This window comes from Azospirillaceae bacterium, assembly GCA_028283825.1.
Lineage (GTDB): Bacteria > Pseudomonadota > Alphaproteobacteria > Azospirillales > Azospirillaceae > Nitrospirillum.
Genome location: JAPWJW010000003.1, coordinates 2,266,790 through 2,286,162, shown reverse-complemented (window position 1 = coordinate 2,286,162; position 19,373 = coordinate 2,266,790). Strand labels below are relative to the sequence as shown.

19 protein-coding genes, 1 other RNA gene and 2 pseudogenes are annotated in these 19,373 nt (G+C 68.5%); 9 read left to right on the top strand and 13 right to left on the bottom strand.

Annotated features, from left to right (window positions below):
* Positions 1-13: 13 nt before the first annotated feature.
* The 3 genes from truA to def form a co-directional block, all read right to left on the bottom strand.
* A complete protein-coding gene (truA, locus tag PW843_22480; GenBank protein ID MDE1149331.1) occupies positions 14-754 on the bottom strand; it encodes a tRNA pseudouridine(38-40) synthase TruA in 741 nt (246 codons plus the stop codon).
* Position 755: 1 nt separating this feature from the next.
* Positions 756-1,682 carry a methionyl-tRNA formyltransferase gene (gene fmt / locus PW843_22475; GenBank protein MDE1149330.1) on the bottom strand — a complete coding sequence of 309 codons (927 nt, stop codon included), beginning with the start codon at positions 1,680-1,682 and terminating at the stop codon, positions 756-758.
* A 127-nt stretch (positions 1,683-1,809) separates the two neighbouring features.
* Complete coding sequence (gene def, locus PW843_22470) at positions 1,810-2,319, bottom strand: peptide deformylase (GenBank protein MDE1149329.1); 510 nt, start codon at positions 2,317-2,319, stop codon at positions 1,810-1,812.
* Positions 2,320-2,572: 253 nt separating this feature from the next.
* Here def and PW843_22465 point away from each other — a divergent pair, with 253 nt between their 5' ends.
* From PW843_22465 to PW843_22445, 5 genes are all read left to right on the top strand, one after another.
* Positions 2,573-4,264, top strand: coding sequence for a TonB family protein (locus PW843_22465; GenBank protein MDE1149328.1), 1,692 nt, complete (start codon positions 2,573-2,575; stop codon positions 4,262-4,264).
* 164 nt (positions 4,265-4,428) lie between these two features.
* Positions 4,429-5,142, top strand: coding sequence for a TonB family protein (locus tag PW843_22460; GenBank protein ID MDE1149327.1), 714 nt, complete (start codon positions 4,429-4,431; stop codon positions 5,140-5,142).
* A 23-nt stretch (positions 5,143-5,165) separates the two neighbouring features.
* Positions 5,166-6,182 carry a TonB family protein gene (locus tag PW843_22455; protein ID MDE1149326.1) on the top strand — a complete coding sequence of 339 codons (1,017 nt, stop codon included), beginning with the start codon at positions 5,166-5,168 and terminating at the stop codon, positions 6,180-6,182.
* Between the two features lie 29 nt (positions 6,183-6,211).
* Positions 6,212-6,589, top strand: a complete 378-nt coding sequence (locus PW843_22450; GenBank protein MDE1149325.1) for an energy transducer TonB — start codon at positions 6,212-6,214, stop codon at positions 6,587-6,589.
* A gap of 101 nt (positions 6,590-6,690) precedes the next feature.
* A complete protein-coding gene (locus PW843_22445; GenBank protein ID MDE1149324.1) occupies positions 6,691-7,218 on the top strand; it encodes a TonB family protein in 528 nt (175 codons plus the stop codon).
* Here the strand turns inward: PW843_22445 and recR are convergent.
* From recR to ffs, 4 genes are all read right to left on the bottom strand, one after another.
* Positions 7,192-7,800, bottom strand: a complete 609-nt coding sequence (recR, locus tag PW843_22440; GenBank protein ID MDE1149323.1) for a recombination mediator RecR — start codon at positions 7,798-7,800, stop codon at positions 7,192-7,194. The genes PW843_22445 and recR overlap by 27 nt on opposite strands.
* Before the next feature lie 93 nt (positions 7,801-7,893).
* Positions 7,894-8,217 carry a YbaB/EbfC family nucleoid-associated protein gene (locus PW843_22435; protein MDE1149322.1) on the bottom strand — a complete coding sequence of 108 codons (324 nt, stop codon included), beginning with the start codon at positions 8,215-8,217 and terminating at the stop codon, positions 7,894-7,896.
* A gap of 3 nt (positions 8,218-8,220) precedes the next feature.
* Positions 8,221-10,155: a DNA polymerase III subunit gamma/tau gene (locus PW843_22430; GenBank protein MDE1149321.1), complete on the bottom strand. Its 1,935-nt coding sequence runs from the start codon at positions 10,153-10,155 to the stop codon at positions 8,221-8,223.
* 77 nt (positions 10,156-10,232) lie between these two features.
* An RNA gene (gene ffs, locus PW843_22425) (signal recognition particle sRNA small type) lies at positions 10,233-10,330 on the bottom strand.
* A gap of 125 nt (positions 10,331-10,455) precedes the next feature.
* On the opposite strand from ffs, the gene nudC reads away from it, so the two are divergent.
* Positions 10,456-11,394 carry an NAD(+) diphosphatase gene (nudC, locus tag PW843_22420; GenBank protein ID MDE1149320.1) on the top strand — a complete coding sequence of 313 codons (939 nt, stop codon included), beginning with the start codon at positions 10,456-10,458 and terminating at the stop codon, positions 11,392-11,394.
* A 127-nt stretch (positions 11,395-11,521) separates the two neighbouring features.
* Here the strand turns inward: nudC and hisN are convergent, their stop codons facing one another.
* On the bottom strand, positions 11,522-12,313 hold the full coding sequence (gene hisN, locus PW843_22415) for a histidinol-phosphatase (GenBank protein ID MDE1149319.1): 792 nt from the start codon (positions 12,311-12,313) through the stop codon (positions 11,522-11,524).
* An 85-nt stretch (positions 12,314-12,398) separates the two neighbouring features.
* Entirely contained in the window at positions 12,399-12,911 is a 513-nt protein-coding gene (locus tag PW843_22410) for a cytochrome c family protein (protein ID MDE1149318.1), read from the bottom strand.
* Between the two features lie 299 nt (positions 12,912-13,210).
* On the opposite strand from PW843_22410, the gene PW843_22405 reads away from it, so the two are divergent.
* The 3 genes and pseudogenes from PW843_22405 (at position 13,211) to PW843_22395 (ending at position 15,959) form a co-directional block, all read left to right on the top strand.
* Positions 13,211-13,975, top strand: coding sequence for a 3-deoxy-manno-octulosonate cytidylyltransferase (locus PW843_22405; protein MDE1149317.1), 765 nt, complete (start codon positions 13,211-13,213; stop codon positions 13,973-13,975).
* A 104-nt stretch (positions 13,976-14,079) separates the two neighbouring features.
* Entirely contained in the window at positions 14,080-14,964 is an 885-nt protein-coding gene (locus tag PW843_22400) for a prephenate dehydratase (protein ID MDE1149316.1), read from the top strand.
* Between the two features lie 61 nt (positions 14,965-15,025).
* Positions 15,026-15,959, top strand: a pseudogene (locus tag PW843_22395) (glyoxylate/hydroxypyruvate reductase A).
* Between the two features lie 138 nt (positions 15,960-16,097).
* Here PW843_22395 and PW843_22390 read toward each other — a convergent pair.
* The 4 genes and pseudogenes from PW843_22390 to PW843_22375 all read right to left on the bottom strand — a co-directional run bounded on the left by PW843_22390 (position 16,098) and on the right by PW843_22375 (position 19,283).
* Entirely contained in the window at positions 16,098-16,967 is an 870-nt protein-coding gene (locus tag PW843_22390) for an NlpC/P60 family protein (GenBank protein MDE1149315.1), read from the bottom strand.
* Between the two features lie 165 nt (positions 16,968-17,132).
* Positions 17,133-17,456, bottom strand: a pseudogene (locus PW843_22385) (MarR family transcriptional regulator).
* Positions 17,457-17,643: 187 nt separating this feature from the next.
* A complete protein-coding gene (locus PW843_22380) occupies positions 17,644-18,579 on the bottom strand; it encodes a winged helix-turn-helix domain-containing protein (GenBank protein MDE1149314.1) in 936 nt (311 codons plus the stop codon).
* An 89-nt stretch (positions 18,580-18,668) separates the two neighbouring features.
* Positions 18,669-19,283: a YceI family protein gene (locus tag PW843_22375; protein ID MDE1149313.1), complete on the bottom strand. Its 615-nt coding sequence runs from the start codon at positions 19,281-19,283 to the stop codon at positions 18,669-18,671.
* Between the last annotated feature and the right edge of the window lie 90 nt (positions 19,284-19,373).

Genomic DNA, 19,373 nt, shown 5'->3' with positions numbered 1-19,373 from the left:
CCGGATCCGGTGGCTACTCGTACCACGCCTCAGTGAAATAGAGCCCGTCGGGTGGCGCCGTCTGGCCGGCGGCGGCGCGGTTGCGCGCCTCCAGCGCCTGGGTGACATCATCCGGCGTCCACTTGCCCTCACCCACCTGGCGCAGGGTGCCGATCATGTTGCGGATCTGGTGGTGCAGGAAGGAGCGGGCGCGGGCCACCATGTGGATCTCCTCGCCCACGCGGGTGACGGTCAACAGGTTCAGCGTCTTCACCGGGCTTTTGGCCTGGCAGAGGCTGGCGCGGAAGCTGGTGAAATCGTGATGGCCTACCAGGCGCTGGGCACCTTCGTTCATGGCCTCGGCATCCAGCGGGACCAGCACATGCCAGGCGCGGCCGATATCCAGCGCCAGCGGTGCCCGACGGTTGACGATGCGGTAGAGATAGGCGCGGCCCTTGCAGGACAGGCGGGCGTGGAAGTCGTCGTCCACCGCCTCCACCCTCACCACGGCGATGGGTTCGGGCCGCAGGTGGAAGTTCAGGGCGTCGCGCACGGTGTCGGCCTTGGTGGGCTTCTCCAGGTCGAAATGGCAGACCTGGCCCAGGGCGTGGACACCGGCGTCGGTGCGGCCGGCGGCATGCACCCGCACCACCTCACCCGAGAAGCGGCGGATGGCTTCCTCCAGGCAGGCCTGGACGGAGGGGCCGTGCGGCTGCAACTGCCAGCCCTGGTAGGGCCGGCCGTCATATTCGACGGTAAGTTTCCAGCGGGCCATGTCAGTCGGCGATCCGGCCGCCCACGGCGTGCGGGAAGCCGCGCAGGAAGGCGGCCCCCTCAACGGGGCCCTTGCCCGGCCGCTGCACGGTGATGAGGCGCAGGGCGCCCTCGCCACAGGCCACGGTCAGGTCGGCATCCAGCAAGGTGCCGGGCGCACCGGTGCCGGCCACAGGCTCCGCCGCCAGCACCTTGATCTTCTCAGCACCCGCCTCGAACCAGGTGCCGGGCCAGGGGGTCAGCGCCCGCACCTGGCGGTCCAGCTCGGTGGCGGGCTTGGTGAAATCCAGGCGCCCTTCCTCCTTGGCCAGCTTGGCGGCGTAGGTCACGCCCGCCTCCGGCTGCACCGTGGCGGGCAGGTCACCGGCGTTCAGCCGGTCCAGCGCCGTGACGATCAGCCGGGCGCCCATGGGCGACAGGGTGTCGTGCAACTGGCTGGCGGTCATGTGCGGGGTGATGGCGACACGCTCCTCCAGCAGCATGGGGCCGGTGTCCAGCCCGGCCTCCATCTGCATGATGGTGACGCCGCTTTCCGCATCGCCGGCCAGGACGGCGCGCTGGATGGGGGCCGCCCCGCGCCAGCGCGGCAGCAGGGAGGCATGGATGTTCAGGCAGCCCAGGCGCGGCGCGTCCAGCACCGGCTGCGGCAGGATCAGGCCATAGGCCACCACCACGGCGGCATCCAGGCCCAGGTCGCGGAACTCACCCTGCGCCTGCTCATTACGCAGGGTGCGGGGCGTGCGCACCGGCAGGCCCAGGGCCTGGGCGCGGGCATGCACCGGCGTCAGCTGTTCCTTGTGCCCCCGGCCGGCGGGGCGCGGCGGCTGGCTATAGACGCAGGCGATCTCATGCCCGGCATCCACCAGGGCGTCTAGCACCGGAACGGAAAAGTCGGGCGTGCCCATGAAGGCAAGGCGCAGGCGGGTCATGGCGGCCTCAGAAGTGCAACCGAGTTTTCAGGCCAGCGACCGCGGGCCCCGGAGTGAGCACCGCAGGGCGGAGCGAGGACAAGCCCAAGCGGCCGGACGGCCGCGCCCGGCGCTTGAGGGAACGGGATTAACCCTTCGCCGCCTTGGTCATCTTGCGCATGATCATGTTGCGCTTCAGCGAGGACAGATGGTCGATGAACAGCACGCCGTTCAGGTGATCGACCTCATGCTGGATGCAGCGGGCCAGCAGGTCGTCGCAGTCGCGTTCCTGCACGCTGCCGGCGCGGTCGACGTAGCGCACGCGGATCTGCGTCGGCCGCACCACGTCGGCGTAGACCTCGGGAATGGACAGGCAGCCCTCATTATGGACGCAGGTTTCGTCCGACAGCCACAGCAGCTCCGGATTCGCCATGGCGATGGGCTCCTTCGCCCCTTCCTTATGCTCCGACACGTCCACGACGATGATGCGTTCCAGCAGACCGATCTGCGGGGCAGCCAGGCCGATGCCGGGGGCCTTGTACATGGTCTCCAGCATGTCATCCATCAGCTTCACGACGCGGCCGTCGACATTGGCGATGGGGGCGGCCTTCTTCTTCAGGCGGGCGTCGGGAACGGTCAGGATGGGCAATAAGGCCATGGGGTCGTGTCCAGATAGGGCGGCGAACAGATGCGGGCGCCAAGTATAAACGCTTGTCGCCTTGCGAGATAGGGGATGCCGACCGCTGGGGCAAGGGCCGGGTTGCGGCGGGGCGGTATGCGGTGGACCAGGGCCGGAACGTCAAACCAGTGATTGGTGCGCGACAGCGCAAGCAATTTTTGCAACCATCGCGAACACCTTCCCTTCCGCCGTTGGCTCCATGCGTCTCCCCAGTCGTCGTCGCCTTCCGACCTTGCCCACCCTGCTCCTGCTGGCCGGTTGTGCCCAGCATGCCGGACCGCCGACCACGGCACCGCCGTCGCATGTCGATCACAACGCCCCCCTGGCCGCCGACGGCCCCAAGCTGGACCCGGCGTCGCTGATGCGGGCGGTTCCGTCGTTTCCCTGGGTGGCGGCACACCAGGGGGAAACGGGCACGGTCACCGTGGCACTGCTGTGCATGCCGGATGGACGGGTCACGGATGCCGAGATGATGGACGGCAGCGGTTCGGACCGGCTGGACGCGGCCGCCTTGGCGGCGGCGGAAAGCGGAAAATGGCGCTGCATGCCCGGTGCCGTTCCCCAGACCAGACCCGCCTGGATCACGGTGCGTTACTCCTTCAAGCTGCGGGACCGGAAGGACGGGGCGGCGCCCCCGCCCGATGTCGCGCCCGGCGGCCCCCTGGGCGCCCCCTCCGCTGTGCCAGGGCCCACACCCCCGCCGCGACCGGCGCTGGGTGCCCGCATCGACGACGACACCGTCATCCCGCCCCCCTACCCCGCCGACGCCCTGCCGACGCGGGAGCGCGGCAACGTGCCCTTCAAGTTCCTGTGCGGTACCGACGGCCGCGTGCTGGACGCGCAACTGACCCAGCCGGCCGCCACCTCCGTGCACCCCCACCTTGACGCCGCGGTCCTGGCGGCGGCGCAGGCGGGCGCCTGGCGCTGCTCTCCCTCCAAGCGGCCCGACGACCACCAGCCTATGGAATCCTGGGGCTTCGACCGGCTTTCCTTCACCGCCCCTGACGCGGACGCTCCTGACGTGGATACCGCCGAAATCGACCCCAGCACCCTCCGCCGTGCCGACTACACCATCGATGCCGCCCAGGCCGGCGAAGAGGGCCGGGTGATCGTCAGTTTCCTCTGCGGCGTGAACGAGCGGCTGGGTGATTTCAAGATCACCCAATCCTCCGGCCACCCCCGCCTGGACGCGGCGGTGCTGGCCACCCTGCGGTCCGCCGAGGCGCGATGCGTGCCCGCGGCGTCACGCGCCACCAGCCGCATCCAGGTGGCGCCCGGTTTCCACGAGGTCAATTTCCAGCTGGGGCCGACGCCGCCGCAGCCGGGGGATGCACCCCTGATCGATTTCCGATCCGCGCTGGCCGCCCCACCGGCCTTCCCAACCAAGGGATGGCCGAAGGACACCACGGCCAGTCTGACCGTCGCCAGCCTGTGCGGCCCCGAGGGGACCTTGCTGGACAACGTGCTGTTGGAAGGCAGCGGCCATCCGGATCTGGACGCGGCGTTCCTGGCCGCCACCAACTCGGGCCTATGGCGCTGCTATCCGGCACGCCTGCGTTCCACGGGTGTGGCCGTCGCCACCTGGATCGCGGTGAAGCAACGCTTCGGCGGCCCGGAAACGGAGCCCCGGCTGGAGCCCGTGCCCATGGGGGCCGTCCTGGACCCGCAGTCCGTCCTGCCGCCGCCCGACGCGCCGGGCCCCCAGCGCAGCCGGCCCAAGGCCTGGCTGCGCTTCCGCTGCGGCGCCAGCGGCCGCATCCTGGACGCCGACCTATTCCGCAGTTCCGGCGACCCGCGCCTGGACGCCGATCTGATGGCCCAGGCACGCTCCGGCAAATGGCACTGCTTGCCCTACCACAACCCCGAGAGCGGGGCGCCCATGGAGTCCTGGGGCTTCTTCCCCTATGCCGGTCCAACGCCATGACGGTCGGGGGCGGTCGCCATCGCCCGCCGCCAACCGATCAAGGGGAACGCTATCGCCGCCTGGGGGAGTCCGCGCGGTGATTATCGCGGAGATGCCGCTTAGGGCGCGACAAGCCAATCTGCTTTTGCAACTATCAGCGCTTCCTTCGCTTTGCAGATGCCCCGATGCGGCCCAACCTTCTTCCCTTTCCTATCCTGTTGCTGACCGCCGCCTGCGCCGCCGGTGGCCCGCCACCGGCACCGGACCCCAAGACACCGCCGAAGCTGGACGCCGTCAGTTTTACCAAATGGCAGCCCATCTACCCGAGCGCCTCGGTCAGGCAGGGGGAACAGGGCGCGGTCGCCGTCGCCATGCTGTGTGATGAGGATGGCCATATCACGGACGGCCAAGTCATGGTGTCCAGCGGTTTTCCACGCCTGGATGCGTCGGTGGAACAGGGGGCCAAGGCGAACCGGTGGCGGTGCACGCCCGGACTGAACCTGGCGACCCAGAAGCCGTTCGCCGCCTGGGGGGCATTCCGTTATCACTTCAGATTGGGGCGGCCGGACACATCCACCCCATCCGCCCCGGAAGATGGATCCGCCCCCTACGCCCATATCGGCGCGGTACTGGACCCACAAAGCTTCACGCCCCCACCCTATCCCGGGCAGGCCGCGGCCCCCCATGAGCCGGGGCAGGCGGCCATCCGTTTCCTGTGCGGCGTGGACGGGAAGATCATACGGGCCGAACCCCTGTCCTCCCCCGGCACCGCGCCCGCGTTGACGGACGCCCTGGTGGCGGCCGCGCAAGGGGGAGGTTGGCGATGCCTTCCCGGGACGGACAGCACGACCAAGGCGCCGATGGAGGCCTGGGGCTTCTATCGCTACACCTTCAAATAATGACCGATTGACCGCCGGGATCCATGCGCACCGATCATTTCAGGGTCTGTATCGCCGCCCTCTGCCTCGTGGCCGTAATCGCCGCCCCCGCTTGGGCCGATGCCGGTGCGGCGAACGATCCCGCCAAGGGCCGGATCGATGCCGCCACCTTCACACCGCCGGACTATCCCGCCGCCTCCCGTGACCAGGGGGAGGAGGGGCGGGTCACCATCACCGTGCAGTGCCAAGCTGACGGACGGACAAGCGATCCCAAGGTGACCGAAAGCAGCGGCTTTGAGCACCTGGACAACGCGGTGCTGGCCTCCAGCGCCACCCTGCGCTGCATCCCCGGCCAGGATCCGGCCACGCACGCCCCGGTCGCCGGCGAGATCAGCTTCCGTTACCGGTTCAAGCTGGATGCCGGCAAGGTGCTGCCGGCGCTGGATTGGGCTTCCATATTGAAGTATTCGCCCCGCTATCCCGTTCACGAGTTTCACGGCGATCACAGCAACACCATTGTCGCCTCCGCCCTGCTGTGCGGGGAAAACGGCCAGATCACGGATGCGGAAATCATGCTGCCCAGCGGGGCACCGGCCTTCGACGAGGCGGTGGTGCAGGCCGCCAGGGCCGGCCAGTGGCATTGCACGCCGGGCCAGGATCGGGGCACCCAGGCCCCATTCGCCACCTGGGTGCCCATGCGCTGGCGCTTCGGCGTCTTTTCCCCGACGGAACACACCGCCAGCGCCCAGGCGGACGGACCGCCCACCTCAGCCTCATTAAAGCTGGGCGCGATACTGGATCCGGAAAGCTTCACCCCGCCGGCCTACCCCGAGGCGGCACTGGCGGCCAAGGAGGAGGGCCCCGTCACCGTCCGGTTCCTGTGCGGCCTGGACGGCAAGGTGACGGATGTCCAGCTGACGCGCCCATCCACCCGGCCCAACCTGGAGGCCGCGATGCTGGCCGCCGCCGGCAGTGGCACGTGGCGCTGCATGCTGACGCGGGAGTATCGGGGCGTCGTGCCCGCCTGGGGGCTCTACCGTTATGTTTTCACCCGCCCCTGAGCCACCACAGCGCGAAACCAGCCAGAACCATGAAAACCCGACCCGAAAAAGCCGCCACCCTCTGCCTGCTTCTGCTGGCGGCCGCGTGTGCGGCACCGGCCAAGCCCATCACGGCCCCCGCCGACAGGACCGTCGCCCAATTCGACCTGAAGTCGACATTCATCCGTGAATATCCCAACGAATCCATTCGGCTGGGAGAGGAAGGGGATGTAAAGGCAAGCGCGTTGTGCAACGCCGACGGCCATATCACGGACAGCAAGATCCTGGTAAGCACCGGCTACAAGCGCCTGGACAACGCCACCCTGGCCATGGTGGCGCCCTCCCGCTGTTTTCCCGCCCTTGATCCCGCGACAGGGCAGCCCATCGCGTCATGGATCCCCTTTGCGTATCACTACGCGCTCAAGTAGAGGCCGGCGCAGTAATCAGGCGCCCCGGCGTGCCAAACCATCCGCGACAAGCCGATAAAATTCTGCAACCATCGGATCGTCATGCATGGCGGGGGGACATCATGCGCACCAGCACCGGACACGCGGTCGTCAGTGGCCTGCTGATGGTGGCCATCTGCTGGCCGGCGACCAAGCCCAAACCCACGTGGGCGGGCGAAGCGGTGTTTGCGCCTGTCCGGCCAATCGAACGGCTCGTGATCAAGCCCAGTATATCCCCTGGCGTCTATCTTCCTCCTCCAGACGCTGACGCCGGCCCGCCACCGACGGCACGTATTGACGTTTCTTCCTTCGGGAAGGCGCCACCCCGCTATCCCCGGCGATCAATCGCGCTGAAGGAGGAAGGCCGCGTGGTTTTTTCCGCGCGCTGCGATGCGGATGGCTGGATATCGGAGGCGATGATCCGCAAAAGCAGCGGTCACGAGCGGTTGGAGGAGGCGATCCTGGTGGCCGCCCGATCCCACCATTGGCGATGCCTGCCGCTCAAGCCCGGAAGCGGCACCTTGGAGACCCGGGTAGAATTGGCCTATCGATTCAAGCTTGCCGACGTGGCCAAGACGAAGGCCTCACCCCAGCGTCCGGCGCGCCCGTAACGCGGCGGTGAGGGTGCCGTCGTCCAGGTAATCCAACTCCCCCCCCACCGGCACGCCGTGGGCCAGGCGGGTGATGGTCAGGTTCAGGCCGGACAGGCGGTCGGTCAGGTAGTGGGCGGTGGTCTGGCCGCCGGCGGTGGCGTTCAGCGCCAGGATGACCTCGCGCACGGGCGCGCCGTCCGCCCCTTGCGCGGCGCGGGCCAGCAATCCTGGGACCGCCAGGTCGTCGGGGCCGATGCCATCCAGGGCCGACAGGGTGCCGCCCAGCACGTGGTAGAGGCCACGATAGGCGCCCGTACGTTCCAGGGCCCAGAGGTCGCCCACCTCCTCCACCACGCACAGCGTCGTGCGGTCGCGCGCCAGGTCGCGGCAGACGCCGCAGGGGGCGGCCGTGTCCAGGTTGCCGCAGACGGGACAGGTGACGATGCGGGCGGCGGCGGCGGCCAACGCCTCCGCCAGCGGTTCCATCAGCTGGTCGCGCTTCTTGATCAGGTGCAGGGCGGCGCGGCGGGCCGAGCGCGGGCCCAGGCCCGGCAGGCGCGACAACAGCTGTATCAGGCGGTCGATTTCAGGGCCGATCATGGGCCCCAAGATAGGGACTATGGGCTCATAAAGAAAGGCCGGCCCCGATGACCGGGCCGGCCTTTCAAAACGTCAACAGGATGTCGCCGCCGATCAGAACGGCAGCTTCATGCCCGGGGGCAGCTTCAGGCCGCCCATCAGCTTGTTGGTCTCTTCGGCGATATGCGCCTCGACCTTGGCCTTGGCGTCGTTGAAGGCGGCGATCAGCAGATCCTCCAGCACCTCGATCTCCTCGGGGTCGACGACGGACTTGTCGAGCTTCACCTTCTTCAGCTCGCCCTTGCCGTTGACCACGACGCTGACCATGCCGGCGCCCGCCTGGCCGCCGGCCTCGATCTCGCCCAGCTTGCCCTGCATTTCCTGCATCTTGGCCTGCATCTGCTGGGCCTGCTTCATCATCTGGCCGATGTTTTTCATCGCCTAAAAATCTCCTTCCCAGTCGCCTTCGCCCATGTCGGGCGGCGCGTCGAAAAACGGGTTGTCGGGGGCATCCATACCGCCATCGCCGTAAGAAGGGAAGGCGGGTGCGAGGGCGGCCTCTTCCGCCGCCTTCGCGGCGACGGCGGCGGCCACCTGGTCCAGGTCGCGCACGGTGCCCATCTTGGCGCCGGGGAAGGCCGCCAGCAGGGCCTGCACCACCGGGCTGTTCGCCGCCTGGTCACGGGCGCGGTTCTCCGCCGCGCGGTCCTGGTCGCTGAGCGTCGCCTCGCCCGGCGCGCCGGAAACGGTGACCATCCAGCGCCGGCCGGTCCATTCCGTCAGCATCTTGCCCACCTGGCCCGCCAGGTTGGGCATGGCCATGTTGGTGGGCCGCAACTCGATCAAGCCCGGTTCGAACTTCACCAGGTGGACCATGCTCAGCAGGTTGCCCTGGATCATGCCCTCGCGCCGGGCGCCGAACAGCTCCGCCACCTCACGGAAGTTTTGCGGGTTGGCCGGCGGCAGGGCCGGCTCGACCACCGGGGCGGGGGTGGGTGCCGGCGCCATCTGCACCGCACCCGCCAGGCCACCGCGCAGCACCGCCATGGGGGCGCCACCGCCGTTGGACGTGCCGCCGGCCATCATGGAGCCGCGCGCCGTGGCGCCACCGCCATTGCCGCCCGTAGGCGCGCCACCGCCGCCATTGGGGGCACCGCCGCGGCCGATCTCCCCGCCTTCCATCACCTTGCGCACCAGGTCGCCGGGGTTGGGCAGGTCGGCGGCGTAAGCCAGGCGGATCAGCACCATTTCCAGGGCCTGCATGGGCACCGGCGCCTGCTGCACCTCCGCCAAGCCCTTCAGCAGGATTTGCCAGGCGCGGGCCAGCGCCGGCATGCCCAGCTTGGACGCCAGGTCGCCGCCGCGCACCCGCTCCATCTCCGGGATGCCCTGATCCTGGGCGGTGCCGGGCACCACGCGGGCGCGGGTCAGGAAATGGGTGAAGTCCAGCAGGTCCTGCGCGATCACCACCGGGTCGGCGCCACGCTTATGCAGGTCGTCCAGGATGGCCAGCGCGTCGGCCGGCCGGCCCGAGAGGGTCGATTCGAACAGGTCGACCACCAGGGTGCGGTCGGCCAGGCCCAGCATGTCGCGGACCTGCTGGCCCGTCACATTGCCGCCGCCCAAGGCGATGGCCTGGTCCAGCAGCGACAGGCCGTCACGCACGGAACCATCGGCGGCGCGGGCGATCAGGCTCAAGGCCTCCGCCTCCACCGGCACCGATTCCTGCTGGGCGATCCGGTCGAAATGGGCCTGCAAGGTGCCCTGGTCCACCCGGCGCAAATCGAAACGCTGGCAGCGCGACAGCACCGTCACCGGCACCTTGCGGATCTCGGTGGTGGCGAAGACGAACTTCACGTGCGGCGGCGGTTCCTCCAGCGTCTTCAGCAGCGCGTTGAACGCGCTGCGCGACAGCATGTGGACCTCGTCGATCACATAGACTTTATAGCGGGCGCCGGCCGGGGCATAGCGCACGCCCTCGATGATCTCACGGATGTTGTCGACCGAGGTGTTGCTGGCGGCGTCCATCTCGATGACATCGACGTTGCGGTCCTGGGCGATGGACACGCACTGCTCACACACGCCGCAGGGGCTGACGGTGGGGCCGCCCTTGCCGTCCGGCCCGACGCAGTTCAGGGCGCGGGCGATGATGCGGGCGGTGGTGGTCTTGCCCACGCCGCGCACGCCGGTCAGCATGTAGGCCTGGTGGATGCGCCCCGACTGGATGGCGTTGCGCAGGGTGCGCACCAGGGCATCCTGGCCGATCAGCTCATCGAAATTGCGGGGACGGTACTTGCGCGCCAACACGCGATAGACGGCGCCCCCGGAGGACGGGGACAGCTCGGCGGCGGGGGAAAGCGTGATTTGATCGGTCACGGGATCGCTTGACCCTTCCGGCGCTGACGGGCGACCGGCGGATCAGGCGCCGGGCGCGCGGCTTTCGATTTTTTGAGGTGGGAGGCTGGACATGCGACCCGCGCCGAAACTCGTTACGGCTGCTTCCTTCCGGACCTGACCGGGTTGGCGAGGGACACGTCCGCCGCCAACCTCCCGCCGCCATATATCGGCATGGGCCCACCCCATGGCAAGTGAAAAGGCGGCAAGGCCGCACCGTCGCCCATGCGCGGGCCCGCGACCGGCCGCCCCCTTGTCGCCCCGGCGTCCTTCATGAGACCAATGGTGATCATGACGAACCGGTCCCAGAAAAACTTCTACACCGGCGCCGGCCTGGACCGCGCCACGGTCTTCCGCAAGCAGGCCGATTGGCTGGCCCAGCGCCTGGCGGCACCCGACAGCCGCTTCGTCGGCGTCTGGCGCGGCCAGTTCCTGGTCAGCCAGGGCGATGCCGGCCCCCTGCCGGCCTTCCTGGACCCGGCCACGCCCTGGTGGCGCGAGGGCGCCGCCCCGGCCTTCCTGGGCGTCGAGGGCGAGATCGCCTATTTCGCGGTCGACCTGTCGGGGCTGGAGGAAGGCCATCCCGACCTTCTGGGCCTGGGCACGCCCACGGAACTGCGCACCCTGGCGCACCTGGTGGACCGCCCCACGGCCAGCCTGTTCGCCTATGCCCGCGGCCTGCTGTTCTGGCACCAGCGCCACCGTTTCTGCGGCGTCTGCGGCTCCGTCACCGAGGTGGTGGAGGGCGGGCATGTCCGCCGCTGCACCAACCCGGCCTGCGCCACCATGCACTTCCCCCGCACCGACCCGGCCGTGATCATGCTGGTGCATGACGGCGACCGCGTCCTGCTGGGCCGGCAGTCGCGTTTCGCGGCCGGCATGTATTCCACCCTGGCCGGCTTCGTTGAGCCGGGCGAAAGCCTGGAAGAGGCGGTGGCCCGCGAGGTGATGGAGGAGGCTGGCGTGTCGGTCACCGACGTGCGTTATCAGTCGTCCCAGCCCTGGCCCTTCCCGTCGTCCCTCATGCTGGGTTTCCACGCGCGGGCCCTAAGCACCGAGGTCAAGGTGGACCTGGATGAGTTGGAGGACGCGCGCTGGTTCACGCGGGATGAAGTGGCAGCAGCCGCCGCCAAGCGCAGCCCGCCGGACGGCAGCTTCCGCCTGCCCGGCCCCGACAGCATCGCCCGCCGCCTGATCGAGGATTGGCTGGAAGAGGGCTGATCGCCGCCAGTTTTTTTGTTCCTAGGCCGCGACTGCGGCCGCCGGAGGTTCTGGGGAGCCGAAGGCGGACTGGAAACCGAGGATGAGGCAAGCGGCCGGATGGCCGCGCCCGCCGCCTGAGGGCGAACTAAAAACCACCCATGATGGCGAGGGCCTCGGCGTGCGCACGCGCGTCGCCGGAGGCCACCACCTCGCCCACCGCGCCCAGCACCAGGTCGCGGCCCTGCCAGTCGGTCATGCGGCCACCGGCGCCCTCGACCACCGGCACCAGGGCGACCCAGTCCCAGGGCGCCAGATCGCGTTCCACCGACATGTCCAGCCAGCCGTTGGCCACCTGGGCGTAACCGTAGCAATCGCTGCCGTAGACGACGTAGCGCGACGCGGCCTTCAACCGGGCGAAACGCTCCGCCTCCTCCCCCTTGAACATGTCGGGGCTGGTGGTGGTCAGCGTCGATTCGGCCAGGGTGGGACAGGCGCGGGTGCGCACCGGTTTCCCGTTGAAGCGGGTGGGATGGCCGACACCGCCGATCCAGCGTTCGCCCAGGATGGGTTGGTCGATGACACCCAGCACCGGGCGGCCGTGGCGCAGCAGGCCAATCAGGGTGCCGAAGATGGGCCGGCCGGTCATGAAACTCTTGGTGCCGTCGATGGGGTCCAGCACCCAGACGTATTCGCGGTCCAGGCCGTGGGTCCCTAATTCCTCACCCAGGATGCCGTCATCGGGGCGCTCAGCGGCCAGGATGGCGCGCAGGGCCTCTTCCGCCTGGCGGTCGGCGATGGTGACCGGCGTCAGGTTGGACTTGGCGTCGATTTCCACGTCCGCCCGGAAATAGCGGCGGATGACAGCGCCTGCCGACTCGGCCATGCGGTGGGCGAGGGCAATCAGGTCTTCCGGCACGGGCGGCGGCTGCGTGGTCATGGGAGCTTCCTGCATGGAAAAAGGGCGGCCCCGGATGGGACCGCCCCTTGTCTATACCTCAAACCCGAGGTCTTACCCTATGCCCTCAGGGCAGCGGGGCCGGGCTGTCGGCCTGGCTGCGCAGGAAAGCGATGACGTCGGCGCGGTCCTTCACGGCCTTGAAGCCGGCGAAGGTCATCTTGGTGCCGGGCGCGTAAGCCTTGGGGCTGGTCAGGAACTCGTTCAGCTTTTCATAGTCCCAGGTGCCGCCCAGCTTCTTGATGGCGTCGGAATAGGCGAAGCCTTCCATGTGGCCCTGCTTGTTGCCGATGATGCCCCACAGGTTGGGCCCCACCTTGGCCGGGCCGCCCTTGTCGAAGGTGTGGCAGGCCTGGCAGACCTTGGTCAGCTTGGCGCCATTGGCGGCGTCGGCGCTGGCCAGCAGGGGCGACACCGGGTCGGGCTTGGCGGGTGCCGCCGGCTCGCCGCCACCGGCGGGGGCGGCAGCCTCCGCCCCTTCGATCTTGTAGACGTTTTCGGCCAACATGGTCGGATGCACGACCTTCTGGGCGATGAACCCCGCCAATAGGGCGACCAGCACCCCCAGCAGAACGGCCATGACTATCTTATTGAGTAAGCTACCCGCCATCAGATCAAGCCCTCATGTCCCACGCTGCGTGCGGTTCGCGTGATGGTTATGGTGCCTGGCGTTAGGTTAACGTCAGGTGGTGACGCTTGTCGATGCCCGGGGCCGCGTTGGTCCGGCCATCATTCTCCCAGTTACGGGCGACGATAAGCGGCCTGTTCAACCAGGGCAAGATAGATCCCATGCCCCGGCTGGAAACCGGCTTGACCACGGGAGGTAAATGTCGCACGCCTGCCCCCGCCATGAGCCAGATCAAATCGTAGGGCCCACGAATGTCTTCCGCCCCCATCGGTGCCGCCCCCAAATCGCCCATCGTCATCATCCCGGCGCGCCTGGCGTCCACCCGCCTGCCCAACAAGCCGCTGGCCGACATCGCTGGCGCGCCCATGATCGTGCAGGTGTGGCGGCGCGCGGCAGAGGCGGACATCGGCCCGGTGCTGGTGGCGGCGGCCGAGAAGGAAATCGTGGAAGCGGTGCGGGACGCGGGCGGCCAGGCGGTGCTGACCGACCCGGACCACCCCTCCGGCTCCGACCGGATTTATGAGGCGCTGCGCCAGGTGGACCCGGACGGCAAGTATGATGCCGTGGTCAACGTTCAGGGCGACCTGCCGACGGTGGAGCCGGCCACGGTGCGCGCCGTCTTCGGTCCCCTGGCCAACGCGCAGGTCGATATCGCCACCCTGGCGGTGGAGATCACGGTGGAGGAGGAGCGACACAACCCCAACGTGGTGAAGGCGGTGGTGGAACTGGCGCCGGGCGCCCGCGTGGGCCGCGCCCTGTATTTCACCCGCACCACCGCACCCTCGGGTGCCGGCCCGCACTATCACCACATCGGCCTGTACGCCTATCGCCGCGACGCGCTGGCCCGCTTCGTGGCCCTGCCGCCGGCGGCGTTGGAACAGCGCGAAAAGCTGGAGCAGTTGCGGGCGCTGGCCAACGGCATGCGCATCGAGGTGGCGGTGGTCGATGCCGTGCCGCTGGGCGTGGACACGGCCGAGGATCTGGAGCGGGCGCGGGCGCTGCTGGGCCACGGCTGAGGCGACACATCCGACCCTTGCGAATCCGCCCGGTTCTAAAACCGGCGCCGTCGTGGTCCGATCAGGCGGAATCAACGACGCCAAGCCTGGGGAAGCAGCCGCGCATGTCGAGTAATGGGCAGGACGCCAACAACACCATCGCCTATCAGGGGGCGCCCGGCGCCAATTCCGACCTGGCCTGCCGCCAGGTCTTTCCCGATATGGCGCCCCTGCCCTGCCATTCGTTCGAGGATGCCTTCGCCGCCGTGACCGGGGGCCAGGCCCGCCTGGCCATGATCCCCATCGAGAACTCGGTGGCCGGCCGCGTCGCCGACATGCACCATCTGCTGCCCCAGGGCGGCCTGCATATCATTGGGGAACATTTCCAACGCGTGGTCCATTGCCTGGTGGCGCCCAAGGGGGCGACCATCCAGGGCTTGCGCAAGGTGCATTCCCATATCCAGGCGCTGTCGCAATGCCGGGGCTATCTGCGCGACCATGGGCTGGCCCCCGTGGCCCATGCCGACACCGCCGGCGCCGCCGCCGACGTGGCGACCTGGAACGACCCCACCCAAGCGGCCATCGCGTCCGACCTGGCGGCCCAGATCTACGGCCTGGAGATCCTGGCGCGCGGCATCGAGGACGCGGCCCACAACACCACGCGCTTCCTGGTGCTGTCGCGGGAGCCCAAGCCGGCGCCGCGCGGCAACGGCCCCACCATCACCAGCTTCGTCTTCCGGGTGCGCAGCGTGCCGGCGGCCCTGTACAAGGCCATGGGCGGCTTCGCCACCAACGGCGTCAACATGACCAAGCTGGAAAGCTACATGGTGGGCGGCCGTTTCACCTCCACCCAGTTCTATGCCGACGTGGAGGGCCATCCCGAGGACCGGCCCCTGCGCCTGGCGCTGGAGGAGCTGGATTTCTTCGCCCGCGAACTGAAGATCCTGGGCGTCTACCCCGCCCACCCCTTCCGTTCAGAAAGCAGCCAGCGCGACGACGGGCAGGACTAAGGGTCCCGCCCCACCACCTTCTTCACGGAAATACGCCTGATCATAAAACGGGATCAAAACCATGGCCTTGCTGTTCGTCTCCGCCCATGACCACGCCGCCGATTGGGTGGCCGAGTTGAAAGCGCAGTTGCCGGACATGGCGGTCAGGGTGTGGCCGCATGAGACGGGCGACCCGGCGGAGATCGACTATGCCTTGGTGTGGAAGCCGCCGGCCGGCCTGCTGGCCACCCTGCCCAATCTGAAGGTCATCTTCTCGCTGGGGGCCGGCGTCGACGCCCTGCTGGCGGACGACACCCTGCCCGACCTGCCGCTGGTGCGCATGGTGGAACCGGGCCTGACCGAGGGCATGACGGAATACATCTGCCTGCACGTCCTGCGCTGGCACCGCGACGCCCCCCTGTTCGAGGCGCAGCAGCGCGACGGCGTGTGGAAGCAGCTGACCCACCAACACCTGGCGCGGGAACGCAAGGTGGGCATCCTGGGCTTAGGAGCGCTGGGCAGCGACGCGGCCAACGCCCTGAAGGCCTTGCGCTTCGACGTGGGCCGGGTGGAGCCGGTCGCCCAAGACCCTGGACGGCATCCAGACCTTCCACGGGACCGACGGCCTGGCGCCCTTCCTGGCGCGCACCGAAATCCTGGTCTGCCTGCTGCCCCTGACGCCGGACACGGAGAACATCCTGGACGCCCGGCTGTTCGCCCAGTTGCCCAAGGGTGCCGTGGTCATCAACGCCGCCCGCGGCCGGCACATGGTGGAGGAGGATCTGCTGGCGGCCCTGGACGACGGCCATCTGGCCGGCGCCACCCTGGACGTGTTCCGCACCGAGCCGCTGCCGGACGACCACCCGTTCTGGACGCATCCCAAGGTGACCATCACCCCCCACGTCGCCGCCATCACCCAGGCGCGCACGGCGGTGGAACAGGTGGTGGGCGGCCTGAAGCGGCTGGCCGCCGGCCAGCCGCTGGTCAACCTGGTGGACCGGACGCGGGGATATTGAGGGGTTTCGTATGCCCTGCGGGCGGGCGCATCCGCGCCCTTGCCATCCTCGCTTTCCAGTTCGCTGACGCTCCCCGGAAAGCTGCGGCGCCCGCCGTCGCGGGCTACCAGCGGCATCAATCATGCCGCTGGCTTAAGATCACCCCAGCCGCTTCACGGCAGTGACGCCCTTGCCCGCACCGGCGCGGGCCAGCACGTCGGCCAGGGGTTCGCTGACCGTGGCCATGTGGTGGGCGTTGGCGTGGATCAGGTCGGTCGCGTCGGCCATGATGCCGACATGGCCGGGGAAGAACACCAGGTCGCCGCGTTGGTAGGCATGGCCCACGCCGTCGGCCGAAACCAGGGTGCCCAGGGCCGCCTGCTGTTGGTCGCTGTCACGCGGGCAGGGCAGGCCGGCGGCGTCCAGCGCCAGCTGGATCAGGCCGGAACAGTCGATGCCGATACTGGTGCGGCCGCCCCAGAGATAAGGTGTGCCGAGAAAGCGCAGGGCCGTGTCCACCGGGTCAGCCGTCACCGACCCGATTTCCGCCACATGCACCAGGGGGACCCAGCCGCCACCGGCCACGCCGGCAAAGCCGTTCTCCACCTCCACCACGCACAGGGGCGTGCCCAGGCTGATCATGTCCAGCGGCGGGGTCTTCAGGTCGGGCTCGGGATGGAAGAAGCTGCGCAGCGCCGTCAGCTTGTGCGTCGGCTCCGCCAACTCATCATCCAGGGCCTCCAGCTGCAGATAGCCGACATACCCGTCGGTGGCGTTCTGGCCCCAGACCCAGCCGTCCTTTTCCTCCAGCACCGTGAACACCTCGCCGAACAGCAGCTGGCTGGACTGGCGGGCGGTGACGGTCGGTTCCTCCTTCAGGCTGACGTAGCCGGCGCGCACCTGGCAGGGCACGCCATCGACGTACCGTTCCGCCGTCACCTTGCCGTAGAGGTGGGCGGACGCCAGATCGGAACGGTAAGGATTCACGCGCGGGTCGAGGGCCGGCGTGGTCTTGGACTTGCTGGACATGGGCTCAAATCATACCGGTGCGGACACCGGCTCCGCAGTTGATGGACCGGGGCCGGCAGCGGTCCCCGGGGGCACGGGCGCCGTCCCGGCCGACGCCGGACGGGCCGCCGCCCCGACGGACTTTGCCCCAAGCGCCTTCGCCCCGTCCAGGGCGCCCTGCACGGCACCGGCATCGATCACCATCTGCCCGAACTCATGCAGGAAGACGGAACCCTTGACCGTGCGCTGGACCAGGACGTTGCGCCGATCCTCGGCATCGCGCTTGCGCTTGGTGAAGCCCAGGCGACCCAGCCGGTCGAGCGCGCGGGTGATGGCGGGCTTGGAAACGTTCAGCGTCGCGGCCAGGCCGCGCACGGTATGAGGCGGCGGGGTCATGTAGACGGTCAGCAGCAAGGCCAGCTGGCGCGCAGAGAGATCCGGGCTGGCCGCCCGCACGCTGGCCACCAGCGCCCCGCGCCAAAGCTCCAGGGCTTCAAGGTTACGCGACATGATGCCCCCCGCATCCCGGAAATGCCGTTCCGGCCGTCCCGTTGTTCCGGCAGCGTATCGGCCACCCACAACTGCGGGGGCAGTGTGCCGAAGATCAAGGACAGCGGCAAGAGCCTGACACCTCTTTTGGGGTAGCTGTGGCGCCAAGCGCGCAGTTTATGCCGCCGATGCCGCCACAATGGCACGCTTAACTCCGGCAACAGCCCGCGAGCGCCTTCGCGATCTCTTCGGCGACATCATCCTGGATTTTCAGCACATCATCCGATGACCGGTCATAGGTGCCAGACCAAACGACGAAGCCATCCCGTGCCCGCACCAGCCGCGCGGCAACGCGCAGCTTGGGGCCAGCCCGGCGCACGCTACCGTCCAAGAGATAGGCGACGTTCAGGGTCTGGGCGATAGCGCCCAATGGCATCTTGCTACCCTTGAAAGAGAAGGATGCCGTAGGTGGCGGCACCTGGAAGCCGGCGACCTTGCTCAGCTTGTCGATCAGTTCCTCAGTCATGCCGTCGGCGAAATACTCCTCCGCCATCGCCTGACTCGTCAGGTCGAGAAAGGGCAGAACGGCTAGCGAGGCCGGTGCCGCCACGGCCGACGGCCCGGTGCGGGGAATCAGGAAGGCCAGGCCCAAGCCCACCAGCAGTGCCAAACCGATCGCCCCCCAAAGCGCGTGCCGCCGGCCTTCACGTGGGCGGCTCAGCGGCGGGCCGGATTGGTGATCCGGCGGCACGCTCACGGAGGTGGCATGCACCTGTGCGACCATCGCCACCAGCCGATAGCCCCGGCGGGGAACCGTCGCGATGTAGCTGGGATTGCGCGGATCATCGCCCAACAGCCGGCGTAGCGCAGCGATGGCCTGATAGACCGAGTCCTGCGTGACGATGGTCCCGGACCAAGCCTGCTCCAGCAGGTCATCACTGGTCACGGTTTCGCCGGGACGTGCCGCCAACGCCAGCAGAACCCGTAAAATGCGCTCCTCCACCCGCACCGTCTCCCCCTGCCGGCTGAGTTGGCAGGCGGCGGGATCGACAGTCCAGGCGCCGATACGCACCGTTTTGGCCGTGATAGGGGCCGCTGGGGTGTCTTGAGCGTTCGCCATGGCGCCGGCACTCTTGATGCCCAAGATGTCTTGGGACGGGCCCATCGGCCCACCCGGACACCCTATCGCATCTATCATCCCCTGCGCCATGACCGCACCATGAAATGCGGCGCCTATTTCTTCACAAAGGCGACGCTGATGGTGATGCTGGTGGCATCGCTGACGATGGGTACCCACTTGCCCAGACCGAAGTCCGACCGGTTGACCATGCCCACCGCCTTGAAGCCGGCGGTCAACAGTTTGGCATCAAAGGCGTTGGGACCCGCCGCGTTGAATGTAACGTCGAGCACCACTGGCCTTGTCACCCCATGCATCGTCAAATTACCCGTCACCTTGGCCGTCGCGGCCCCGGTGCGCATGACTTCAGTCGAAACGAAGTGCATGGATGGGTAGTTCTTGGCGTCGAAGAACGTGTCGGATACCAGGGCGCCGTTCAGTTCCTGGTTGGTCGTCTCGACCATGGCCACCGGCACCATGACGTCCAGCTTGGCGGCGTCGACCATTTTTGGATTGATGGTGAGCGTTCCGGTGGCGCCGGGGAAGGTGCCCCAGAATTCATTGAAACCCATGTGAACGGTGCCGTAGCGGACCAGCGTTTCCTTGCTGTCGATCTCATAGACGCCAGCGGGCAAACTGTCCGGCCCCTGCATCCCGGACTGCCGCTCCTGCCCGAAGGCGGGGACCGCCAGAACCATCATGGCGGCGGCGAGGTTTCTTATGGTCTTCATGGCTTTCCCCGTCAGTCTGCCGGGCGAAGCGCCAGCAATGTCCCTCTATGACCGACGGCACGCAGGAAAGTCCTGAAACGCTCCCTGAAA